This is a genomic window from Microcoleus sp. w2-18bC1 (assembly GCF_036700365.1).
Taxonomy (GTDB): domain Bacteria; phylum Cyanobacteriota; class Cyanobacteriia; order Cyanobacteriales; family Microcoleaceae; genus Microcoleus.
The window spans coordinates 127,872-146,013 of record NZ_JAUBOS010000009.1 but is presented as its reverse complement, the minus strand read 5'-3'; the positions used below and the strand labels follow the sequence as shown (position 1 = coordinate 146,013).

General features: G+C 46.4%; 20 protein-coding genes. 13 read left to right on the top strand and 7 right to left on the bottom strand.

Translation table 11 applies throughout. The features are described from left to right. Positions 1-527: hypothetical protein (locus QT979_RS08600; protein ID WP_333309232.1), on the top strand; the 527-nt coding region annotated here is incomplete at its 5' end. On the opposite strand, the gene QT979_RS08595 is transcribed toward QT979_RS08600, so the two are convergent. From QT979_RS08595 to QT979_RS29000, 6 genes are all read right to left on the bottom strand, one after another. Continuing rightward, positions 517-1,104, bottom strand: a complete 588-nt coding sequence (locus QT979_RS08595; protein WP_333309230.1) for a hypothetical protein — start codon at positions 1,102-1,104, stop codon at positions 517-519. The genes QT979_RS08600 and QT979_RS08595 overlap by 11 nt on opposite strands. After that, positions 1,097-1,459 carry a hypothetical protein gene (locus QT979_RS08590; protein ID WP_333309229.1) on the bottom strand — a complete coding sequence of 121 codons (363 nt, stop codon included), beginning with the start codon at positions 1,457-1,459 and terminating at the stop codon, positions 1,097-1,099. The genes QT979_RS08595 and QT979_RS08590 overlap by 8 nt, the downstream gene beginning before the upstream one ends. Positions 1,460-1,530: 71 nt before the next feature. Continuing rightward, a complete protein-coding gene (locus QT979_RS08585) occupies positions 1,531-2,010 on the bottom strand; it encodes a hypothetical protein (protein WP_333309227.1) in 480 nt (159 codons plus the stop codon). A gap of 72 nt (positions 2,011-2,082) precedes the next feature. Beyond that, a complete protein-coding gene (locus QT979_RS08580) occupies positions 2,083-2,364 on the bottom strand; it encodes an HU family DNA-binding protein (RefSeq protein WP_333309226.1) in 282 nt (93 codons plus the stop codon). Positions 2,365-2,456: 92 nt separating this feature from the next. After that, entirely contained in the window at positions 2,457-2,630 is a 174-nt protein-coding gene (locus QT979_RS29005; protein ID WP_445304764.1) for a hypothetical protein, read from the bottom strand. Next, the gene (locus QT979_RS29000) at positions 2,624-2,821 is read right to left on the bottom strand and encodes a ribbon-helix-helix protein, CopG family (protein WP_445304763.1); all 198 of its coding nucleotides are present in this window, start codon (positions 2,819-2,821) and stop codon (positions 2,624-2,626) included. Before QT979_RS29000 ends, QT979_RS29005 begins: the two co-directional genes overlap by 7 nt. Positions 2,822-2,981: 160 nt before the next feature. Between QT979_RS29000 and QT979_RS08570 the strand changes: the two genes are divergently transcribed. The 11 genes from QT979_RS08570 (at position 2,982) to QT979_RS08520 (ending at position 14,102) form a co-directional block, all read left to right on the top strand. Beyond that, entirely contained in the window at positions 2,982-4,364 is a 1,383-nt protein-coding gene (locus QT979_RS08570; protein ID WP_333309222.1) for a hypothetical protein, read from the top strand. 113 nt (positions 4,365-4,477) lie between these two features. Next, the gene (locus tag QT979_RS08565; RefSeq protein WP_333309220.1) at positions 4,478-4,879 is read left to right on the top strand and encodes a hypothetical protein; all 402 of its coding nucleotides are present in this window, start codon (positions 4,478-4,480) and stop codon (positions 4,877-4,879) included. A gap of 2 nt (positions 4,880-4,881) precedes the next feature. Next, positions 4,882-5,685 carry a hypothetical protein gene (locus tag QT979_RS08560; protein WP_333309218.1) on the top strand — a complete coding sequence of 268 codons (804 nt, stop codon included), beginning with the start codon at positions 4,882-4,884 and terminating at the stop codon, positions 5,683-5,685. 12 nt (positions 5,686-5,697) lie between these two features. Next, positions 5,698-6,201 carry a hypothetical protein gene (locus QT979_RS08555; RefSeq protein WP_333309217.1) on the top strand — a complete coding sequence of 168 codons (504 nt, stop codon included), beginning with the start codon at positions 5,698-5,700 and terminating at the stop codon, positions 6,199-6,201. Positions 6,202-6,285: 84 nt separating this feature from the next. Further along, a complete protein-coding gene (locus tag QT979_RS08550) occupies positions 6,286-6,585 on the top strand; it encodes a hypothetical protein (protein WP_333309215.1) in 300 nt (99 codons plus the stop codon). 242 nt (positions 6,586-6,827) lie between these two features. After that, complete coding sequence (locus QT979_RS08545) at positions 6,828-8,066, top strand: IS110 family transposase (RefSeq protein WP_333309213.1); 1,239 nt, start codon at positions 6,828-6,830, stop codon at positions 8,064-8,066. A gap of 181 nt (positions 8,067-8,247) precedes the next feature. Beyond that, the gene (locus tag QT979_RS08540) at positions 8,248-9,414 is read left to right on the top strand and encodes a glycosyltransferase (protein ID WP_333213177.1); all 1,167 of its coding nucleotides are present in this window, start codon (positions 8,248-8,250) and stop codon (positions 9,412-9,414) included. Positions 9,415-9,657: 243 nt separating this feature from the next. Further along, the gene (locus QT979_RS08535) at positions 9,658-10,389 is read left to right on the top strand and encodes a sugar transferase (RefSeq protein WP_333213176.1); all 732 of its coding nucleotides are present in this window, start codon (positions 9,658-9,660) and stop codon (positions 10,387-10,389) included. Positions 10,390-10,830: 441 nt separating this feature from the next. Then, positions 10,831-11,862, top strand: a complete 1,032-nt coding sequence (gene gmd, locus QT979_RS08530) for a GDP-mannose 4,6-dehydratase (RefSeq protein ID WP_333309211.1) — start codon at positions 10,831-10,833, stop codon at positions 11,860-11,862. A 399-nt stretch (positions 11,863-12,261) separates the two neighbouring features. Then, positions 12,262-13,206 (top strand): GDP-L-fucose synthase, encoded by a 945-nt coding sequence (locus tag QT979_RS08525; protein ID WP_333213174.1) that lies wholly within the window; start codon positions 12,262-12,264, stop codon positions 13,204-13,206. 284 nt (positions 13,207-13,490) lie between these two features. Beyond that, positions 13,491-14,102 (top strand): Uma2 family endonuclease, encoded by a 612-nt coding sequence (locus tag QT979_RS08520; RefSeq protein ID WP_333309209.1) that lies wholly within the window; start codon positions 13,491-13,493, stop codon positions 14,100-14,102. A 142-nt stretch (positions 14,103-14,244) separates the two neighbouring features. Here the strand turns inward: QT979_RS08520 and QT979_RS08515 are convergent, their stop codons facing one another. Then, positions 14,245-16,494, bottom strand: coding sequence for a dynamin family protein (locus QT979_RS08515; RefSeq protein ID WP_333309207.1), 2,250 nt, complete (start codon positions 16,492-16,494; stop codon positions 14,245-14,247). A gap of 202 nt (positions 16,495-16,696) precedes the next feature. Between QT979_RS08515 and QT979_RS08510 the strand changes: the two genes are divergently transcribed. Then, a complete protein-coding gene (locus QT979_RS08510; RefSeq protein ID WP_333309206.1) occupies positions 16,697-18,124 on the top strand; it encodes an NB-ARC domain-containing protein in 1,428 nt (475 codons plus the stop codon). Positions 18,125-18,142: the final 18 nt, after the last annotated feature.

Here is an 18,142-nt window from a genome sequence, read left to right as displayed (position 1 = left end):
CGATCGCCCGCGACAGCGAAGTAACAGCAGCAATTACCGCACACACAAGTGCAGCAGACCCGCACCCTGCATACTTGACACAAACCGAAGGGGATGCACGGTACAGGCAAAGCTCGGTAGCTCTCACCGATTCCGATATCCCAGCGGCGATCGCCCGCGACAGCGAAGTAACAGCAGCAATTACCGCACACACAAGTGCAGCAGACCCGCACCCTGCATACTTGACACAAACCGAAGGGGATGCACGGTACTTTCGCGGTCGATCGCAAACTTACACGCTCGATCCGCCGTCAATACCGGCTGGCGAATTACATAAAATTTTTGTTAGCTTTGCAGGAGCTGACTTAGGCGATGCTTGCCTAGTTGTCCCCATTAGCGTGAATATGTTTACCTTTGCTCTATGGCCCTTCACTCTCGCCGGAGTAGTTGAATCGGTAAATAATATCGGAGTTTATTTAAGGAATGACTTTTCTGGCCCTCTCGATTTAGGCAGTTTTCAAATTAGGGTTTTAGTTTTCAATTTTTAAGCATAGCGGCGACCTCTTTAGGTGATACTCCGGCCGCTAAGAGCGATCGCACTTCTTGCACTTTTGCCTGAGCGATCGGCGAATCGGTGTTACCCCCGCGAATGTGCTGATGTCTTACGCGCCCGTCAGCCCTGTAAGACAGCCGGTAATATTCCCCGCTGCGAGCCGTTCCACCGGGTTTGTAAATGGAGATGGGATCTGTTATCGAATCATTTTCGAGCGGGGGATTTGATTCGATAACAGCATCAACGCCAGTGATTGTATCGGTTTCACAGTGTGGCAGATTTGATTCGATAACAACAACCTCTACGGGTGTTATCGAATCAATTTTATCGGTGGGGGCGATCGCAAGTTTGACTTCAGCAGGAAGAAGGAAATCCCACTGAGCCGAGAAAGGATTCCAGAATTGCAGCCGCCCGTCTGTCGGATCGACAGCGTGGATTTTGTAAAGGTGGCCGCACCTGACGTGTTTTGCGATCGCCGGTATTTTCTTTATTTTCACCCAATCGCCAGGTTTGTAAAAACTTCCCGTTTCGGAAGCTGTTGCGTCAAAGAGTGAAAGTTGAGCGCTAACCATTGGTCTTCTCTACTTCAATGAGCTTCAAATTTGGAAAGATGCAGCGGAGCTTGGCGTTTATGTAGTCGAGTTCCCAGTCCTCTGTTTGCAGTCTCGGTTCACCGGGACAGTGAACGCTGGTCTTAGTAAAATCGACTCCCCGCTGCTTGAGATTCCTCTCGCAAATTTTGATGTACTCGTTCATTAGGCCGGTGAATTCAATAAATGCGTGGCAGTTGGTGGCGATCGCCTCGCGGTAGTAATTGTTTGCTGCTGCCTTCATTGCCTCCAATATTTCATCGGGGGTCTGGGGAGAGTCGGGGAGTTCCTGCCTAGAGCCTCCGAGTAGGGATACTGCTTCTTCCTTGGTCAACATTGATTCCTGTAAATTAGTTGTCTAGTGGTTGTCTAGCAGCCGATCGCCCTTCACGACAAATCGGCCGCTTCCTACATATCGAGTTCAAACCCTTCTCTCTCCAGATTCCGCCGAAGCTGATACATCATCGCAGCACCGGCGGCCAAAGTTTTGGGGTCAATATATTCATCGCCCGCCACAACTTCCGCCCTCTTGTAGCCAGTGCAGCGGCAGCCGAGGTTTTGCAGAAATTTCTCGCAGGGTTTCTCGCACTGTTGCCAAGGTTCTTCCTCGGTTCCTTCCGGCACTAGGATGTCGGCATCTGGATTCCAGCCGAGTTCCAGCACTTTGTAAGTTTCGGAATCTGGATTAAACAGGTTTTGCAATTGTCGCGCTGTGTCGATCGCAATCTTGGTAAAGGTATCCTGTCCTATGCTGGGATGACGGGTTGCCAGTTGAATGTGACTGATGATGGCAATGGCTGCCAGCGGTGGAAGTTCTACAGTTGCTGGCGGCAAGTCTTGCATTTCATTCACTTCATCGGCGTATTTTTTCAAGTCGGGGTGCTTCATGATTACTTGTCTAGTGTTTGTCTAGTGGTAGCCGATCGCACTTCACGACGATCGGCAAATTGTCTTACTGTCTTACTGACCGCTGCTCACGGCATCCTTGAACTGCTTGCCTGCTGAAAATGCAGGAACCACAGTTGCCGGGATGTTCATCTTGTCTCCGGTTTTAGGATTGCGGCCCTCGCGCTCTTTCCGCTCCCTGGATTCAAAGGAGCCGAAACCTACCAGTGTTACTTTGTCACCACCGGAGACAGCCTCCATGATTGCTTCGAGGGCGGCAGTGAAAACAGCATCTGCCTGCTTTTTTGTCACGCTAGCCTTTTCTGCGATTGCGTCAATCAATTCGCCTTTGTTCATAAGTGCGATCGCTCTTTAGTTATTAGTTATTAGTCATTAGTAACGCAAAATAACGCAAAACCAGCACCCGACATGGGTACTGGTCGCTGAAACTATGAAACTGTTTCTCCTAAGAGGCAAAGTATCTCCTGTTCTATTTTTTTCATTTTCTCCATCACGTCCTGATGATGTTGTTGTGCTGCCTCTAGTCTCACTCGAAGCCTTTCTTCGTGAGACTCAACGTAAGCCAGATGAGATTGCTGCAATTCTCTCAACTGGCTTAGCATTTTCCCAAAACTTGCTTTTCCTCCGTTGTTAGGGCTTTCCTGGTTTCTATATATCCCCGGGCAATCTGGCGGATCAATTCTGTCCTCGAATCCATTCCCATCGCTTTGGCTTTCTCTTCCAGCGCTTCCCAGTCCTCCGGCTCCAGACGAACCGTTGCGTTCACCGTCGTCTTCTTTCCCTGATTTACCATAGCTTCTAGCCATATTAAGACTCTCCTAATTATTGCACGTGCGGCTATTGACAGACATTTTAGCACGTGCAATGATAACAATATGACTCTGCACGTGCAAAGGCAGAGCTTACCCCAAAAAAAGTCAGGCGGGACTGCACACCCGCCCTTTCCCTAACCTATGTACACTCCGGAAAACCTGCAACAGAAGAATTTAAAGGAATTGAAGGAAATTGGCTGGGAACTGAACATCCTCCCCGACGGCGACAGACGCTGCCGCCAAAACTGGATTGATGCCCTAGTCGGTAAAAATCCCCCGCTGCTGCAACTGCTGGAAGATTCCCCAGTGGTGGAAGTCGAATCGGTTCAGGAGCCGATCGAAATTCAACGCCAGGAGCCGATCGAGTCCAAGTTTGGCCGCATCGTTTATCCCAAGGCGTCCATTAAGCCGATCGCACAAACCGCAATTGAAACTATCAGCGATGTCGAATCTAGACCTGCAAGTGCTGATTTTCATCACTCACTCACTCCGGCCGCCGAATCAGATGGAGATAGCAGCAGCAATGAAGCTGCATCACTGGGAAGTCAAACGGGCGATCGAGTATTGGCGCTGGCAAGGAATAGTGAAGGAAATAAAGGGCGAGCTTTACTCGATCGGTCAGATGAATTAGCGGCCGAAACTTCCCCCGGTGTCAAAGTCGAAACTACCGATCGGTTTGTCTTTATTGGCTCCAAGCGCTTCCGGGTTATTGAGCCTGTGATGCAGGAAGCCGTTGATATGAAGACTTTCGGAGAACCCGACTATCCCGACTGGCCGGAGGGTTGGTTGCCGACGACAGATGAACTAGCGGCCACATTCAACGACGAACGACCGCCAAACCGTGGCGATGGCAAGGGCCGGATTGAGCCAAAAGTGAGCCAAAGTGCGATCGACTTTTGTGCTTCCCCCCTGACTTTCTCCCCTCGCTTTCTCGCAACCTACCCGCCCTACTTCGGCGAGATTCACTACAAGGCAGAAGCCACCGGGCAACTGAACTTGCTCGAACCGGAAACAGACAGCGAGCCGCCAGACCCCGACGATTTTGCCAGCATCGATGCTTTTAACGAGGCACTCGCTCGCTGGGACGCCGAAAACCCCGAACCGCTTGCAGCGTCTATGGATTCGATGTGCGAGTGGGCACCGTGTCCGGCGGACTGGTACGAACCAGAAGCGGAAATTTTGCCCTTAAAAGCTTCCTCCATGAATGAATTGGCACCATCTGCGGAAAGTTCCAGCACTTGCAACTTTTCAATTCCGACTTTTGACGCTTGGTGCGATCGCGCAAACCGACAAACCGACAGCGACAAACCGCCCGACACAGGGAGTTTTACTCGGTTGCCGGGGCCCAAACCGCCCAAATTTCCACCAATGGCGATCGGGCAATCACATACCAAGCGCATCCCAAACGCAGACCAAGCGCAGGTCAATCACATCTCAATCACACCTGAATCACATACCGGTCACATAGCTGCTGCTGGTAGCAGTCGGCTAGGGCGATCGCCTCCAGGGGGTGATGTTATGTAAAAGCATTTGCTTGCGTAAGGCGTTTGAACATTTTTTCTCCCTTCTGTACCCGCGATCGTCTTGGACGTTAGGGCGATCGCTTCCTCCAACCATCACCAAACAGGATAAAATCAATGACTTTTCTAAAAATCTCCGTTCCCGTTTACAAAAAAAACAACTGGGAGAATCTTGAGAAGGACGGCAGGATCGAAGTTAGCAGCGATGTAGATAATCTTTCAGAGGGTTATCAATCTTTGAAACTTGAAATCGACAAACTTCTCTCAGAAGTAAACGCCGAGAACCGTTTAGCGAAAGAGGTACACGAATTAGAACTTGAAATAGAGAACAAAGCTTGGAAGCTCAAAGGAATTCTCAAAGATATCGAGAAAGCCACAGAACATTATGAAAGCCTGAAATTCTTTTTACAGAATCTGGGCGTCGATCCAATTTCGCCTAGGCTGACATTTGACAAGCGATTTTTGCCACAAGAGGCTTCTATTTCCGAGGTTAAAGTTATTAGCCAATCCGAGTTTTAATCATGGAAATTACCGCCGATTTCAACGACATTTACTGGGAACCGCCAGAGACAGAATTTCAACCACTCTTGGATTTTGAATCCGAAATTTCCCACGAAGTGCCCCACAACGACATTGCCGTCCTCACCCAGAGAATCAAGCGCAGTTTTCTCGACTACGTGCGGCAAGGAATCATGCTCGAAGCCGTCCGCCGCTACCGCTTATATAAACGGCAGTACAAAGATTTTGCCGAATACTGCAATCGAGCACTAGGGCGATCGCACTTCTACTGCAAAAAGATTATCCAAGCCGCTCAAATCTGCCTGCGGCTCATCAAAGCGAAATTCAAAATCCTCCCCACTTCGGTAGCTCAAGCACTGCCGCTGCTAAAGTTTGCAAAAGTTGACGAGTACGGTGAATCTCACCTTTCTGAGAAATGGCAAACCGTTATTAACGATTTGCCCCCGGAACTGATAACAGCGGCCAAGATTTCGGAAGCCCTGGATGAAAACCCAGAGGACAGAGCCAAGCAAGTCCGCATCGGCGGCAAAGCTTACCAACTCCTGCAACAGAAAGCAGTAGCAGCGGGCATGGCAGTTTCCGCCTACCTCGAAATGCTCATCGGCGGGGGTGAACCGCCCGACGAAGAACCGCCCGATGATGATGAAGAGACGGAACTGACGGCTGAAAAAGAGGAAATTTGCGATCGGGCCGAAGCCTTCGCTAAAGCTAAGCCTTTAGCAGGTTTTGGCAAGCAGAAGCTATCAAAAAGCTATCAAAAAGCCATCAGACCGATTAGTTCGGGCGACAAGTCCGATTCATCCTAGTTTTTTAAAACCATGAACAATACTTTCACCTACAAGCATTCCGAGTTGCCCGCGCTTCGCCCTGAAATCAAAGCGCAAATTGTCGGCCTCGACGTGCAAATTGCCGATTTGATTTTAAAAAGTCAAGGCAATTATCGGGAATTAGAAGAACTCGCCGAAGTGCTAGGCGATGCGTTAAACGGTTGCGAACTAAATCTCAATTCAATCCGAATAATCGCCGATGATAGCGAACAACCCGCAACTGTCACTATGCGTGACTTGCCAATTGAGCAAAAACAACTTATTTATTCCTGCTCAAATACCAACTCAATTTTGCTAAATTTGCTTGGCGAAATTACGGGGCAACCTCCCGATAAATTAGCTCACGACATAGCCGTGCAAGCGTCAATTCATCAACAACCAGTCGAGGAAGAGAAAATCGAACAATTCATCGAGAACGTAATGATGCCTCTAGCTGAAAAAGCAAAAGGCAAAAAACAACCCAAGTGTCATTACGTCTTTAAAGAACTGAATTAAATAAAAAACGGTCAAGTTGCAATCTTGACCGTTTTAAGGAGCTGTCTTGGCTAACTGTCCTCTATTCGCACCTACCAATCTATCATGCCCCAAACCAAAAATAAGCACGTTACCGAATTAATCAAATCTGCCAAAGAGCGCTTTGACAACTTTAGCGACGCAGAAACACAGGAAGTTTTCATCACCATAAAAGAAGCAAAAGCGCGGGGACTGCTACGTAAACAGCCGCCCGATCGATGCTTAAGCGAGTATGTCAACGCTGCCAACCACTTATTAAGAAGCTATGCAACGGATGAATTCACAGCCGCGTTGAATCGAAACCTTGACTACATATACGTGTATGTAGCGTTAGTTAGCACCAATTCGATCACAGTTGCCGCCTGATGAGTACCGCCTCGACTCAGCGGCCGAAACTCCCCTTAATAAGGGGGAGTCGCGGGACGAGTCCTCGGACAAGTGGCGCTTTAACATAGAAATTAGCTTAATTGCTATTCAGGTTTCGTAAGCGCCAGCCTGCACAAAAACCGGACAAATAAACGAGCCTTAATCAGTGAAGTAAGCTTAATTGCTTTTGGGAGATTCGTAGGCTCTCTTGTCCTTTTCAAATCCCTCTCTCCCTAAACTAGATGAAATATTTAATCGTAGGCATTGACGTTTCTCGGTCGTCAATTTCCGCGTGTTTTCTGCTGGAAAAGCCCAGCACCCCCCGTGATAACTACTTTGATGCCGATATCGAAGTATATCAAGCGAACATTGAAAATTTGAATAGGTTAAGGATAAAAATTGAAAGCTTTAAAGCTGACAAAATTATTGCCATTTGTGAACCCACCGGGATGAACTATGCCCAATTGTGGATGAACAAGCTTGCTGACTGGGGCTGCGAAGTCCGAATGATTTCTAATAGCAAACTCCCCAACTACAGGGCAGAGCTGATGGGAAAAGAAGGTAAGAGTGGGGCAAAAACTGATGATATTGACGCTTTCGCGATCGCCTGCTGGTACTTTGACAAAGGGCCCGACAGCTACCTCAAAATCCGCGACCCCCTAGTCAGTCAAGTCAAACACGTTTGCTTGCGATTGGAGCACCTCAACCGAGTGCAAGGCCCGATTATCAATCGAATGAGACAAGAGCTAGCTTGGCAGTGTCCCGAAATTGCACTAATTAGATCAGCAAAACTGCAAGAGGAATTGCCACCAGTGCTGTGGGGTTGGCTGGCCGGTCTTCGGAAATCCAAAAAGTATGATCGCATTTTGGAGGAGACGATCGGCTCTGGTATCGAACCGCAAACTCGGTGGGCAGCTAAGCAATACTGCGACATAGAAGAGGAAGTCTTCAAACTCAAAAAGCAGTTAGTTGAGTTAATCGATAGTCCACAATTCACAGAGTATCGCCGAATTTTTACAAAGTTCGGTTTTGGCTATCAGCTTCAAGGCTACTTACTGGGAGCTATTTACCCGATTGAAGATTTTCTAAAAGACGGTCAGGCAGAAGTCAAGCTTCGCAAAAACCGCCAGACCGGGAAGGAGTCTAAGCTCAAACTTTCAGAGCGCCGCTTCATGCGAGCAGTCGGCATGGGAGTCGTTCGGGAAGATAGCGGCCAGAAAAAGAAGGGTAAACAATCCGGCAGCGCACTCTGTAGAAAGGCGTTGTGGCAATGGTGTTTCACACGCTTAGAAGTTGCTCGCAACAATCCGCCGCTGCAATTTACTTATGGGCAAGGCAAGGACGCCGAGAAAATGTCACCCGCCGAAAATCTCAAGCGCCGAAAGAAAGGCGGCACCCCTGTCAAGCTCGCGCGTCAGCGAGTAATCGCCCGGTGCATCCGCGAGCTCTTCAAGGAATTGTGCAGCATCTCCAAAATCTAAAATCTAAAATCTAAAATCTAAAAAACCCACGGGAGTAATCTGCCTGTGGGTCTCTTAATTCCTCAAAAATTCGTTACAGTGAAACCTGGTTGATGGCCCGATATTGCGTAAGTGATCCCTCACTAAGACTAATATTGACAGCACTGGCGCTAACAAATCGTTTGATCGGCTACAAATACAAGTGAAAAAACTCAAATACGCCCTAGTTCACGAATGGTTGACGCCCTTAGCTACTGGCGGTTCAGAACTCGTAGTACAGGAAATCCTCAAACACGTAGACGAGGCAGATGTCTATGCCCTCATCGACTTTGAATCGGCCAATCCCGAAAGCTATCTTTTCGGCCGACAGATTGGCACAACATTTTTACAGCACTTTCCCAAGGCCCGCAGCGGTGTCCAAAAATATCTGCCCTTTCTGCCGATCGCGATCGAACAACTAGATCTGCGAGAATACGACATCATCCTCTCCTCATCCCATGCCGTTGCCAAAGGCATCCTCAGCAGTCCCCAGCAAATGCACGTCTGCTACTGCCATACGCCCATGCGCTACGCTTGGGACTTAACTTTTGACTATTTGCGTAGCAGCAAAGCCGGACGGGGCATCCAGGGTCTGCTGACGCGATATTTGTTGCATCGACTCCGGCAGTGGGACGTAATTTCCGCCAATCGCGTTGATTATTTCATCGCTAACTCTCAACACACTGCGCGCCGAATTTGGCGGTGCTATCGGCGGCGGGCCCAGGTGATTTATCCGCCGGTAAATATCGAGCGATTTTCCTTGATGCGGCAAAAACAAGACTTTTACGTCACCGTTTGTCGGTTGGTAAGTTACAAAAACGTAAGTGCGATCGTCCAAGCATTCAATCAACTCGGGCATACTCTAATTGTCATCGGCACCGGGCCAGAATTAGAAATGATTCGGCAAATCGCCAAACCCAACGTGCAAGTGCTCGGCTGGCAACCCGCCTCCATAGTTGAAAAGTATATGGCAGAGGCGAAAGCCTTTGTCTATGCAGCTTGCGAAGATTTTGGCATAGCTTTGGTAGAGGCTCAAGCTTGCGGAACACCAGTAATTTCCTATGCAGCAGGGGGCGCTTTGGAGACAGTGCTCGACATTCGCCAACACCCAGAGACAGGAACTGGTTTATTTTTTTCCTCCCAAACCGCATCAGCATTAGTCGAAGCTGTCAAGGAATTTGAGCAGTTGCAAGGCAAATTTCGCCCAGAAATCTGCAGGTTGCGCGCTGAACAGTTTGCCCCCAAAGTTTTTGGGCAGCGCTATCTAGCTTTTGTGGAACGCTGCTATCAGGAATTTCACTCCCGTGATTTTACCGAGTCTGGGGCTTGAGAGTGCCAGAACCCGATAGCGTGACAATCTTCCTTCTGCCTTTGTATAAGTGCCTTGAGAAGACCTCTGCATCAGTGCCTTGTGCCTTTTTCCTTCGGCCGCCAGAAGCCCTCTTCCTTCTTCCTTCTGCCTTTTGAAGCCTTCTGAAGGCAGAAAATTGAGTATTGGAAACATAATTGAGAGAACAAAGCGTCTTGAGGCTTTATGATCAGGACTGTGTGTGGTGTGAAGTGAAGGAGTAAGATGACTGCCGACAGCCAACTAATCTCCGGCAAGGTAATTCGAGCGATCGCAAGACGCGGTTTTGGGTCTGTCCTGCAAGGAGATAGACGCATAAGCCGTTCTCTACAGAGCTTCGACGGAGAACTTTTCAAGCGGTTATTTGACATCCTGTTTTCCTTATCGGTTCTGATCCTGTTTGCTCCGGTTTACCTGCTTTTGGCTTTCTTAATCGCCTTAAGCTCGCCCGGTCCTATTTTTTACGTACAGGAACGAGTAGGCAAAAACCGTAAAAGGTTTTATTGTCTTAAATTCAGAACGATGGTGGAAAATGCGGACGATATATTGCTAGAAATCATGGAAAATTCTCCGCATTTGCGTCAAGAGTTTGAGGACAATTTCAAGCTGAAACAAGACCCTCGAATTACCTGGATTGGAAGATTTTTACGAATGACCAGTTTAGACGAGTTTCCCCAGTTTTGGAATGTTTTAAAAGGAGATATGAGTGTCGTCGGACCGAGACCTTTAGTTGAAGAAGAACTGCCGAGATACGGCAGTCACATCAACAAAATTCTCACCATAAGACCTGGAATTACAGGCTTGTGGCAAGTGTCTGGTCGCAACGATATTCCCTATCCCCGCCGAGTCCAAATCGACCTCTATTACGCAAATGACAAAAACCTTTGGATGGATATGTGGATTGTTTTCAAAACAATTGGAGTTGTGATTTTTCCCAAAAATAACGGCGCATACTAATTTTTGTCCGCAGTCAGCAATCGGTAGTTAGTTTTATTTGTTACTGACCACTGATGCTGACTACTGACAATCAGCGACAAACTCTTTGTCAAAACTAAACAGTTCCGGGATGCCGATCGAAGAATTGTGAGCTTAACTACAGGGGCAAATACTTAAATAAACCTACCTCTTATTCATCTAGAAAGATCAGTTCTTCTAGATAGACTACTTTAGGTTTAGGTGTTAAACTTAACTCTATAACCTTTGGCTTAAGGGGGATAGCCTACTTATCTTGGGATAGCCCACTACCCAACAGCGTAGGAAGTAAACTTCAACTGGCTTTAGGTAACTAAAGTGAAGTTTGAGTAAGTTTGATAAAGCAGTTTGAGAATACGGCAGAGAGCAACAGCCTCTGCCAAAAAATTTATTGTGAATTAACACAGCCTGTCAAAGGAAAATCAGATGACGCAACGTAAGCGAGCGCTAATAACAGGTATTACAGGTCAAGACGGCTCCTACTTGAGCGAATTACTGTTAGAAAAAGGATATGAAGTTCACGGCATTATCCGGCGCAGTTCTAGTTTCAATACCGATCGAATTGACCACATTTATGTCGATCCTCACAGCGAGGGTGCGCGCCTGTTTCTACACTACGGCGACTTGACGGATGGCACTACTCTCCGCCGGATATTGGAAGAAGTTCAGCCGGTAGAAATTTATAACTTAGGCGCTCAATCTCACGTTCGAGTCAGTTTTGACTCGCCGGAATATACGGTTGACACAGTAGGGATGGGAGTATTGCGGCTGCTAGAAGCAATTCGGGACTATCAGCACCGCACCGGCATAGAAGTGCGGTTCTATCAAGCAGGTTCTTCGGAAATGTTTGGTTTGGTACAGGAAGTTCCGCAAAAGGAAACAACTCCTTTTTATCCCAGAAGTCCTTACGCCTGCGCCAAAGTTTACGGGCACTGGCAAACAATAAATTATCGCGAATCTTACGGACTTTTTGCCTGCAACGGCATTCTGTTCAATCACGAATCTCCCCGCCGTGGCGAAACTTTTGTAACTCGCAAAATTACTCGCGCCGTGGCCAGAATAGTCGCCGGCAAGCAGAAAAAGATTTACTTGGGCAATCTCGATTCTAAGCGGGACTGGGGCTATGCTAAAGACTACGTGCGGGCGATGTGGCTGATGCTGCAACAAGACAAACCTGACGATTATGTCATTGCTACCAACGAGACTCATTCTATTAAGGAATTTCTCGATTTGGCTTTTACTTACGTCAATTTAGATTGGCAAAAATATGTGGAGTTTGACGAACGCTACTTGCGGCCGGCAGAAGTCGAACTGTTGATAGGCGATTCGACTAAGGCGCGCCAGCAATTAAAGTGGGAACCTTCTGTAACTTTTCAGGAGTTAGTGCATTTAATGGTAGATGCTGACATGAAAGCTTTAGACGAGCAAGGTCGAGGTTCGGGCAACGGATTTGATTAACTCGCGAAACCAAGCCGTCAGTGCGAACAATTTGTAGGGGTAGGGCCCCGTGTCTACCCCTTTGGCGAAAGGCGCGCACCGAGGGATAGCCCCTGCACACACTTCACAACTGATCAGAGGATGGTTACAGCTATTAGCGAGATCGGCATTCAAAGAACCCCCTTAATTGCTCGCAAAATTTTAGGCTGTGCGGGCTAATAAAAACATTAAAATGATAGTTGAGGACTCGCTACTAATAAATCTAACTTTCGGGTGTGCACGGACCAGTCCCTATCAGCAGCAGCTAAAACAGATTTGTGGGCAACCGCGTCCTGTAGCTGGAGGCTTCTTTTGCTAAAGCAACAATTTTAGAATTGAAATTGTCGATCGACCTTTATTCAAAATCCCGAGGCTAAAATTATGACCAGCTTGGATTTAAGCAACAAACGCATTCTAGTCACGGGCGGCGCCGGTTTCTTGGGCCGTCAGGTAATCGACCAGCTAGTGAAAGCAGGGGCCGATGCTGATAAAATTTCGGTAACTCGATCGCGCGACTGCGACCTCCGCGTCATGGAAAACTGCAAGCGCGCCGCCGACCAACAAGATATGATCGTTCACCTCGCCGCCCACGTCGGCGGCATCGGCTTAAACCAACTCAAACCCGCTGAATTATTTTATGACAATTTGATGATGGGCGTGCAACTAATCCACGCCGCCTACGAAGCAGGAGTCGAAAAATTTGTCTGCGTCGGCACGATTTGCGCTTATCCCAACTTCACCCCAGTTCCTTTCAAAGAAGATGACCTGTGGAACGGCTATCCAGAGGTAACTAACGCACCTTACGGAGTAGCGAAAAAAGCCTTATTAGTGCAACTGCAATCCTACCGCCAGCAGTACGGATTCAACGGTATCTACTTGCTACCAGTAAATCTGTACGGCCCGGAAGATAACTTTGATCCGAAAAGTTCCCACGTCATCCCCGCATTAATTCGCAAAGTCCACGAAGCGCAAGAAAGGGGAGACAAAACACTGCCAGTTTGGGGCGACGGCAGCCCTAGCCGCGAGTTTTTGTATTCCACAGATGCCGCGCGGGGAATTGTGATGGCGGCTCAATCTTACAGTGAATCTGACCCGGTTAATTTGGGAACGAATAGCGAAGTTAAAATTCGCGATTTAGTGGAAACGATTTGCGAATTGATGGGATTTGAGGGAGAAATTGTTTGGGAAACAGACAAACCGAACGGTCAGCCACGCCGCTGTTTGGATACGCAAAGGGCTAAGGAAAAGTTTGGTTTTGTTGCGGAGGTGAAGTTTAAGGAAGGGTTGAAAAATACGATTGAGTGGTATCGACAACACGCAGTTTGAGTGTGAAAAACCCGGTTTCTTGAATAAACCGGGTTTTTTTAGGAATAATACTAAATGGGTTAGAAACCTCATTTACAATAGTCGCCGGTTGCCACCTATCCTACACAAACGAGTCCGTCTTCTGGCACTAAGAAATTATACAAATTTGGGTGATAATTCACTGACAATACTCGGCAGCAGTGCCGTGTCCCTACTGCTGTGTCCTGTATTTCATCCAAGTGAAAACTGCTATAATATAAATACCTCTACTGAAATCATCGAAAACTGAAATTCACAGAAAGCCCATGATTGCCGCTCGCACCCACAATTATATCTCGCCGGAAGAGTATCTGAAGTTAGAAGAACTCAGTCCGCTCAAACACGAGTATATTCAGGGCGAAGTCTATGGAAGGGCTGATGCAAATGATGCTCATGTGACGGTGGCGGGCAACTTATGTACACTTTTGAGAAATCATGTTCGGGGTAGTGGCTGTCGTGTTTATATGTCTGACATGAAAGCTAGGATTGAATCGAAGAATATTTACTACTATCCTGACGTGATGGTAACGTGCGATGAACGGGACAAGGCATTTCAATCTTTTAAAAGATATCCTTGTTTAATTGTCGAGGTTTTGTCAAATGGTACTGAAGGATTCGATCGGGGCGATAAGTTTGCTGACTATCAAGAATTAGAAACGCTTCAAGAGTATGTATTAATTAGCCAAAAACGTGAGCGGGTAGAGTGTTTTCGCCGTAATGCTGAAGGGTTGTGGGTTTTGTATTCCTATAATCAAGGAAGCGAAATTCACTTGGCTAGCGTAGATTTTCGCACAGGTATTGATGCTATTTATGAGGATGTAATTTTTACGAAGGAAGATTCAGAAGCAGAAATTCACGAAGTGCGATCGAGGGGATAAATGGAAAGTGCGATCGTACCTCAGTTAAGGAAGGGCGATCGCACTTGAGGATGAGGGAAAAGAAAGGGCGATCGCCTAGTTAAAACTCAATACGTCGTGTTATTGGGTTTGGGTGGTTTGCCACGAGAACCGCTGGTTTTTTTTACAAACATTCTCCCTGGGTATCCCAAGGAATGTTGGCGAAAAAAACCCTGAGTTTCTCCAGATTTATGATAATCTGTTCAATTCGTTCTTTTGACTGGGTATCAGTTGAAGTAATTTCGTGCAGATGCTTGAGATACTGTTTGCATTTTGGTTCAACTGCGTCGGCACCTTTATCAAAGGCTGTGGCTGTCTCTTGCCAATACTGGTCGATTCCTCCTAAGAATTTATCAACAACACCCTGTTTTTTGAATTGTTGGTGAATTTCTTTTGCTAACCGCTTTTGCCAAGCTTCCGCAACTAAACTCCACACAAAAGAAGCCACTCCAGCAGCTAAACCGATCCCTAGAACTATTGGGCCACCAATTGCAGCTACGAAAGAAATTACTGCTGCCGTGCCACCACCGATACTAATACCAAGTGCTGACAAAAGACTGACTAATTTCGCTACTAAGATATAGCTGCCAAGATTGCCAAGGCCTGCTGCCCAAGCGGCTAAGGCACCATAAGTACCTAAACCTGCTATCCCACCAAGAAAAGCTCCTTTTGTATCGAAGGGAATAGATACTACTATTCCATCTTTGTTGGGAAGTTTAGGCACTGGGTATTTTTCCAGAAAAGCGTCAATCTCAGCCTTGAGTTTTTCAGAATTGACACTAATCCGATTTTCTAAATGACTTTGCAGCAGATCGACTAAATAACCGGGAGCGTATTCTTGAGCCTCTTTCTGTTTGTCGTATCTCTGGCGAATCATTTGTTCTATAAACTCTACATCGATCTTTTTTGCCGCATAGGTCTGAAATGATTTGCGGGTATCTTTCTCTAATTCCTTAATTTGTTTGCTCACTTGACTGCGTTTTTGCTGCATTTCTCGCTGACGTTCAGGTTCATTTTTCTCTGCTTTGTCAAGCTCCTTTCGATACTCCTCTATTTTTGCAACAGTTGTTTGATATTGCTCAATCGAGTTAGCGTATTCTTGTTTTTTGTCATTTTTGACCGCATTAATTTCGCGGTCGATACGAGAGATCACTGGTTTAGGAAGAGTCTCGCAGAGGAGTTGAGTTAAATCATCAAAGAGACGCTGACAGCGATCCGGCCTTTCTAACCAGAAAGTGAAGAAACGCTTTTGCACATCTTCCTTGGTAATATCCCGCTTTGTTAGCTTCCGACGAAACTCTATAGCAGTTTCATCAAGTTCTTTATACAGTCTGGCTGAAGCTTTATTGAGAATTTTGGGAAGCTCATCGTCAGGGATACTCGGATCTGCGTGTGTCGCCACAATAAAGAAATTGCCTAGCGTCGGAAAGTCGTTGCACTCATTCTCTGGAACCGGCAACAAACGCAGCAAATTCCGAAGTCGCACCATATCTTGACCATTGATGTGACCCTTGGCAGGAGAAGCATAAAGCAAGACATTAGCAATCTTGGTGGCACTATTAGCTTTCTCAACATCCTTTGATACTTCATCTTGTTTATCAGAGTAACCGGGAAGGTCAATCAGGTTACACGCTTTTAACAAAGGAGCATCAACATAAACTATAGCTGTATGTCCGCCGTCATTGCTGTCGTCAGAGTCATCATATTGGTGTACGCCATATTTTTCTAGCAGGTCAAAGGAGCCGAATTGCAAAAAATGCTTCTGACAGCGCTCCCGATCCTCTAAATATAGGAAGTCAAAATTTAGCTTGCCGTTTTCATCTTGCCAAAATTTCTCATCAATAATTCCCACGTTTCCATCAAACCATTCGGGGTGACTTTCCACATGACAAACAATGGTAATGACTCTTGTTGCAGGCTGATAGCCTGTTGGCAATACTTTTTGGCCTAAAAGAGTATTAGCAAGATAGGATTTACCAGAGTCAAATGCTCCTGTCAAGACAACATTTGGTTTTTTGTAATACTGGTTAATTTGTTCTTGCAGATCGTTAGGTCTACGTAGTTCCGTTGGCAATTCTAGCCAAGGTAAAAAAGAATTTTCATCGATATACTGATTAAGTAAATTTAGCCCGCGATAAAGTTCAGCGTAGGGACTGCCGGGTTCAATTCCTGGGAGGGGAGGTATTTCGTCTGACATGGCAGTTGCAATGTCAACCCCTAATATTTGCAGCCATTTTACTGCCATTCCCATCGGAACTTTTGCAGGGAAATGCTCATAATTTTTAACCTGATCTACAGAAATGCCGATCCCGCTGGCAACTGATTCTTGACTGATACCTTTCTGTTCCCGATAGCGTCGAAAATTAATGTTCATAGCATCCTGCTACCCGCTAGTTTAACCAACAAGAAGTTATTTGGTTTTTATAATTATCTTCTAATTATCAATTTATCGAAGTAATAAAATGTCATATTTTATCAGCAATTGAGAGGAGCGATATGTCAGAATTCGTCAGAAATATCAGAAAATGTCATAAAAAGTCTGATAAAATAAGAAAAACCCCTACACCACTCGACCAATGGACGTTAAAGAAGTCTTGAGATTTGCCGAAAATCTGGTTTTCGCCAAAACAGGAGAACACTTAGACGATCTGCAAGAAGCTATCTTGCGGGGTGCATGGAAAGGTCAAAGATATTCTAAAATAGCAGAAGAATCTCACTGCACTGAAGGTCATGTCAGAAATGTGGCATCTGAATTATGGCAAGTTCTCTCTGATGTCTTAGGTGAAGAACTGAATAAATCCCATTTTAAAACAACATTAGAAAGATGTCGATTCTCCATTGTTTCATCAAATTTCGCGAAAGACTTTGGATCAATTAATAACATCAACGTTTGTGGAGACACTTTGCAACCTCCAGAAATTCCAAAAGATCGATCGCCCTCCACCCCCACCTCAGACCCCTCCCAACCCCAAACCCGACTAGACTTAGCAGACGCACCTCATATTTCATCATTGTGCGATTCGCCTGATGGCGATAGCTTCGCTTCACGCACATCCGAACTCGCCACCCTGGAAAAATGGATCGTCCAAGAAAAGTGCAACCTCGCAGCAATATCAGGACTCAGCGGCATCGGCAAAACCGCACTTTCCCTCCACCTCATCCAAAAAATTCAGCATAACTTTGAATACGTCATCTGGCGAAGTCTCCGCCACTCCCCACCCTTAGAAACAACCCTAAAAAATCTCCTAGGATTTCTCTTAAATAAACCCGAAATCGAACTCCCTACCAGCATTCCCGATCGACTTTCCCTGTTAATGGAATATCTGCGAAAAAACCGCTGTCTTATTATCCTTGACGACGTGCAAACCATTCTCAGCAGCGGACAACTAGCAGGAAATTACCGCCCCGAATGCGAAAATTACAGCATCCTATTCAGACAAATCGGAGAAACAACCCACAACAGTTGCTTAATCCTCAACAGTTGGGAACCACCCAGAGAAATTACCGCCTTAAAAGGTGAAAATTCACCAGTTCGCAGCTTACAACTCAAAGGCATAGGTGCAGCAGCAGCCGAAATTTGCCGACAAAAAAGTTTACTCAATCCCGAAACATGGGAAAACCTAATTAACACCTACCGAGGCAATCCATTGTGGTTGAAAATAGTCGCCACCACTATTCAAGAAATATTCCGAGGTAGGGTTGCAGAATTTTTGAAATATGATATGCTATTCTTAGGGGAAGAATTGGCAGCAACATTGCACCCGCAGATAAATCGTTTGTCAGAATTAGAAAAAAAACTAATCTGCCGCCTCAGCAGCGAAGCAAATTCAGTTTCAATAGAGCAATTGCTACAAGATGCCGATTTATCGCCCTCTGAGTTATTCAACGGGCTGCAATCTTTGGGGAGGCGATCGTTAGTTGAAATAGAAGAACAGGAGAATGAAACGCTATTCAGCGTTTGTTCTGTGGTGAGACAATATTTAATATCAAATCCCGTTAATTAGCCACAATATCTGTAGGGA

Bases quoted from the DNA above. Each gene is read 5' to 3' on its own strand.
- QT979_RS08550 (WP_333309215.1), top strand. From the start codon at position 6,286: ATGCCCCAAACCAAAAATAAGCACGTTACCGAATTAATCAAATCTGCC.
- QT979_RS08535 (WP_333213176.1), top strand. From the start codon at position 9,658: ATGACTGCCGACAGCCAACTAATCTCCGGCAAGGTAATTCGAGCGATC.
- QT979_RS08565 (WP_333309220.1), top strand. From the start codon at position 4,478: ATGACTTTTCTAAAAATCTCCGTTCCCGTTTACAAAAAAAACAACTGG.
- QT979_RS08590 (WP_333309229.1), bottom strand. From the start codon at position 1,459: ATGTTGACCAAGGAAGAAGCAGTATCCCTACTCGGAGGCTCTAGGCAG.
- QT979_RS08545 (WP_333309213.1), top strand. From the start codon at position 6,828: ATGAAATATTTAATCGTAGGCATTGACGTTTCTCGGTCGTCAATTTCC.
- QT979_RS08510 (WP_333309206.1), top strand. From the start codon at position 16,697: ATGGACGTTAAAGAAGTCTTGAGATTTGCCGAAAATCTGGTTTTCGCC.
- QT979_RS08580 (WP_333309226.1), bottom strand. From the start codon at position 2,364: ATGAACAAAGGCGAATTGATTGACGCAATCGCAGAAAAGGCTAGCGTG.
- QT979_RS29000 (WP_445304763.1), bottom strand. From the start codon at position 2,821: ATGGTAAATCAGGGAAAGAAGACGACGGTGAACGCAACGGTTCGTCTG.
- QT979_RS08570 (WP_333309222.1), top strand. From the start codon at position 2,982: ATGTACACTCCGGAAAACCTGCAACAGAAGAATTTAAAGGAATTGAAG.
- QT979_RS08520 (WP_333309209.1), top strand. From the start codon at position 13,491: ATGATTGCCGCTCGCACCCACAATTATATCTCGCCGGAAGAGTATCTG.
- gmd (WP_333309211.1), top strand. From the start codon at position 10,831: ATGACGCAACGTAAGCGAGCGCTAATAACAGGTATTACAGGTCAAGAC.
- QT979_RS08560 (WP_333309218.1), top strand. From the start codon at position 4,882: ATGGAAATTACCGCCGATTTCAACGACATTTACTGGGAACCGCCAGAG.
- QT979_RS08515 (WP_333309207.1), bottom strand. From the start codon at position 16,494: ATGAACATTAATTTTCGACGCTATCGGGAACAGAAAGGTATCAGTCAA.
- QT979_RS08555 (WP_333309217.1), top strand. From the start codon at position 5,698: ATGAACAATACTTTCACCTACAAGCATTCCGAGTTGCCCGCGCTTCGC.
- QT979_RS29005 (WP_445304764.1), bottom strand. From the start codon at position 2,630: ATGCTAAGCCAGTTGAGAGAATTGCAGCAATCTCATCTGGCTTACGTT.
- QT979_RS08595 (WP_333309230.1), bottom strand. From the start codon at position 1,104: ATGGTTAGCGCTCAACTTTCACTCTTTGACGCAACAGCTTCCGAAACG.
- QT979_RS08525 (WP_333213174.1), top strand. From the start codon at position 12,262: ATGACCAGCTTGGATTTAAGCAACAAACGCATTCTAGTCACGGGCGGC.
- QT979_RS08585 (WP_333309227.1), bottom strand. From the start codon at position 2,010: ATGAAGCACCCCGACTTGAAAAAATACGCCGATGAAGTGAATGAAATG.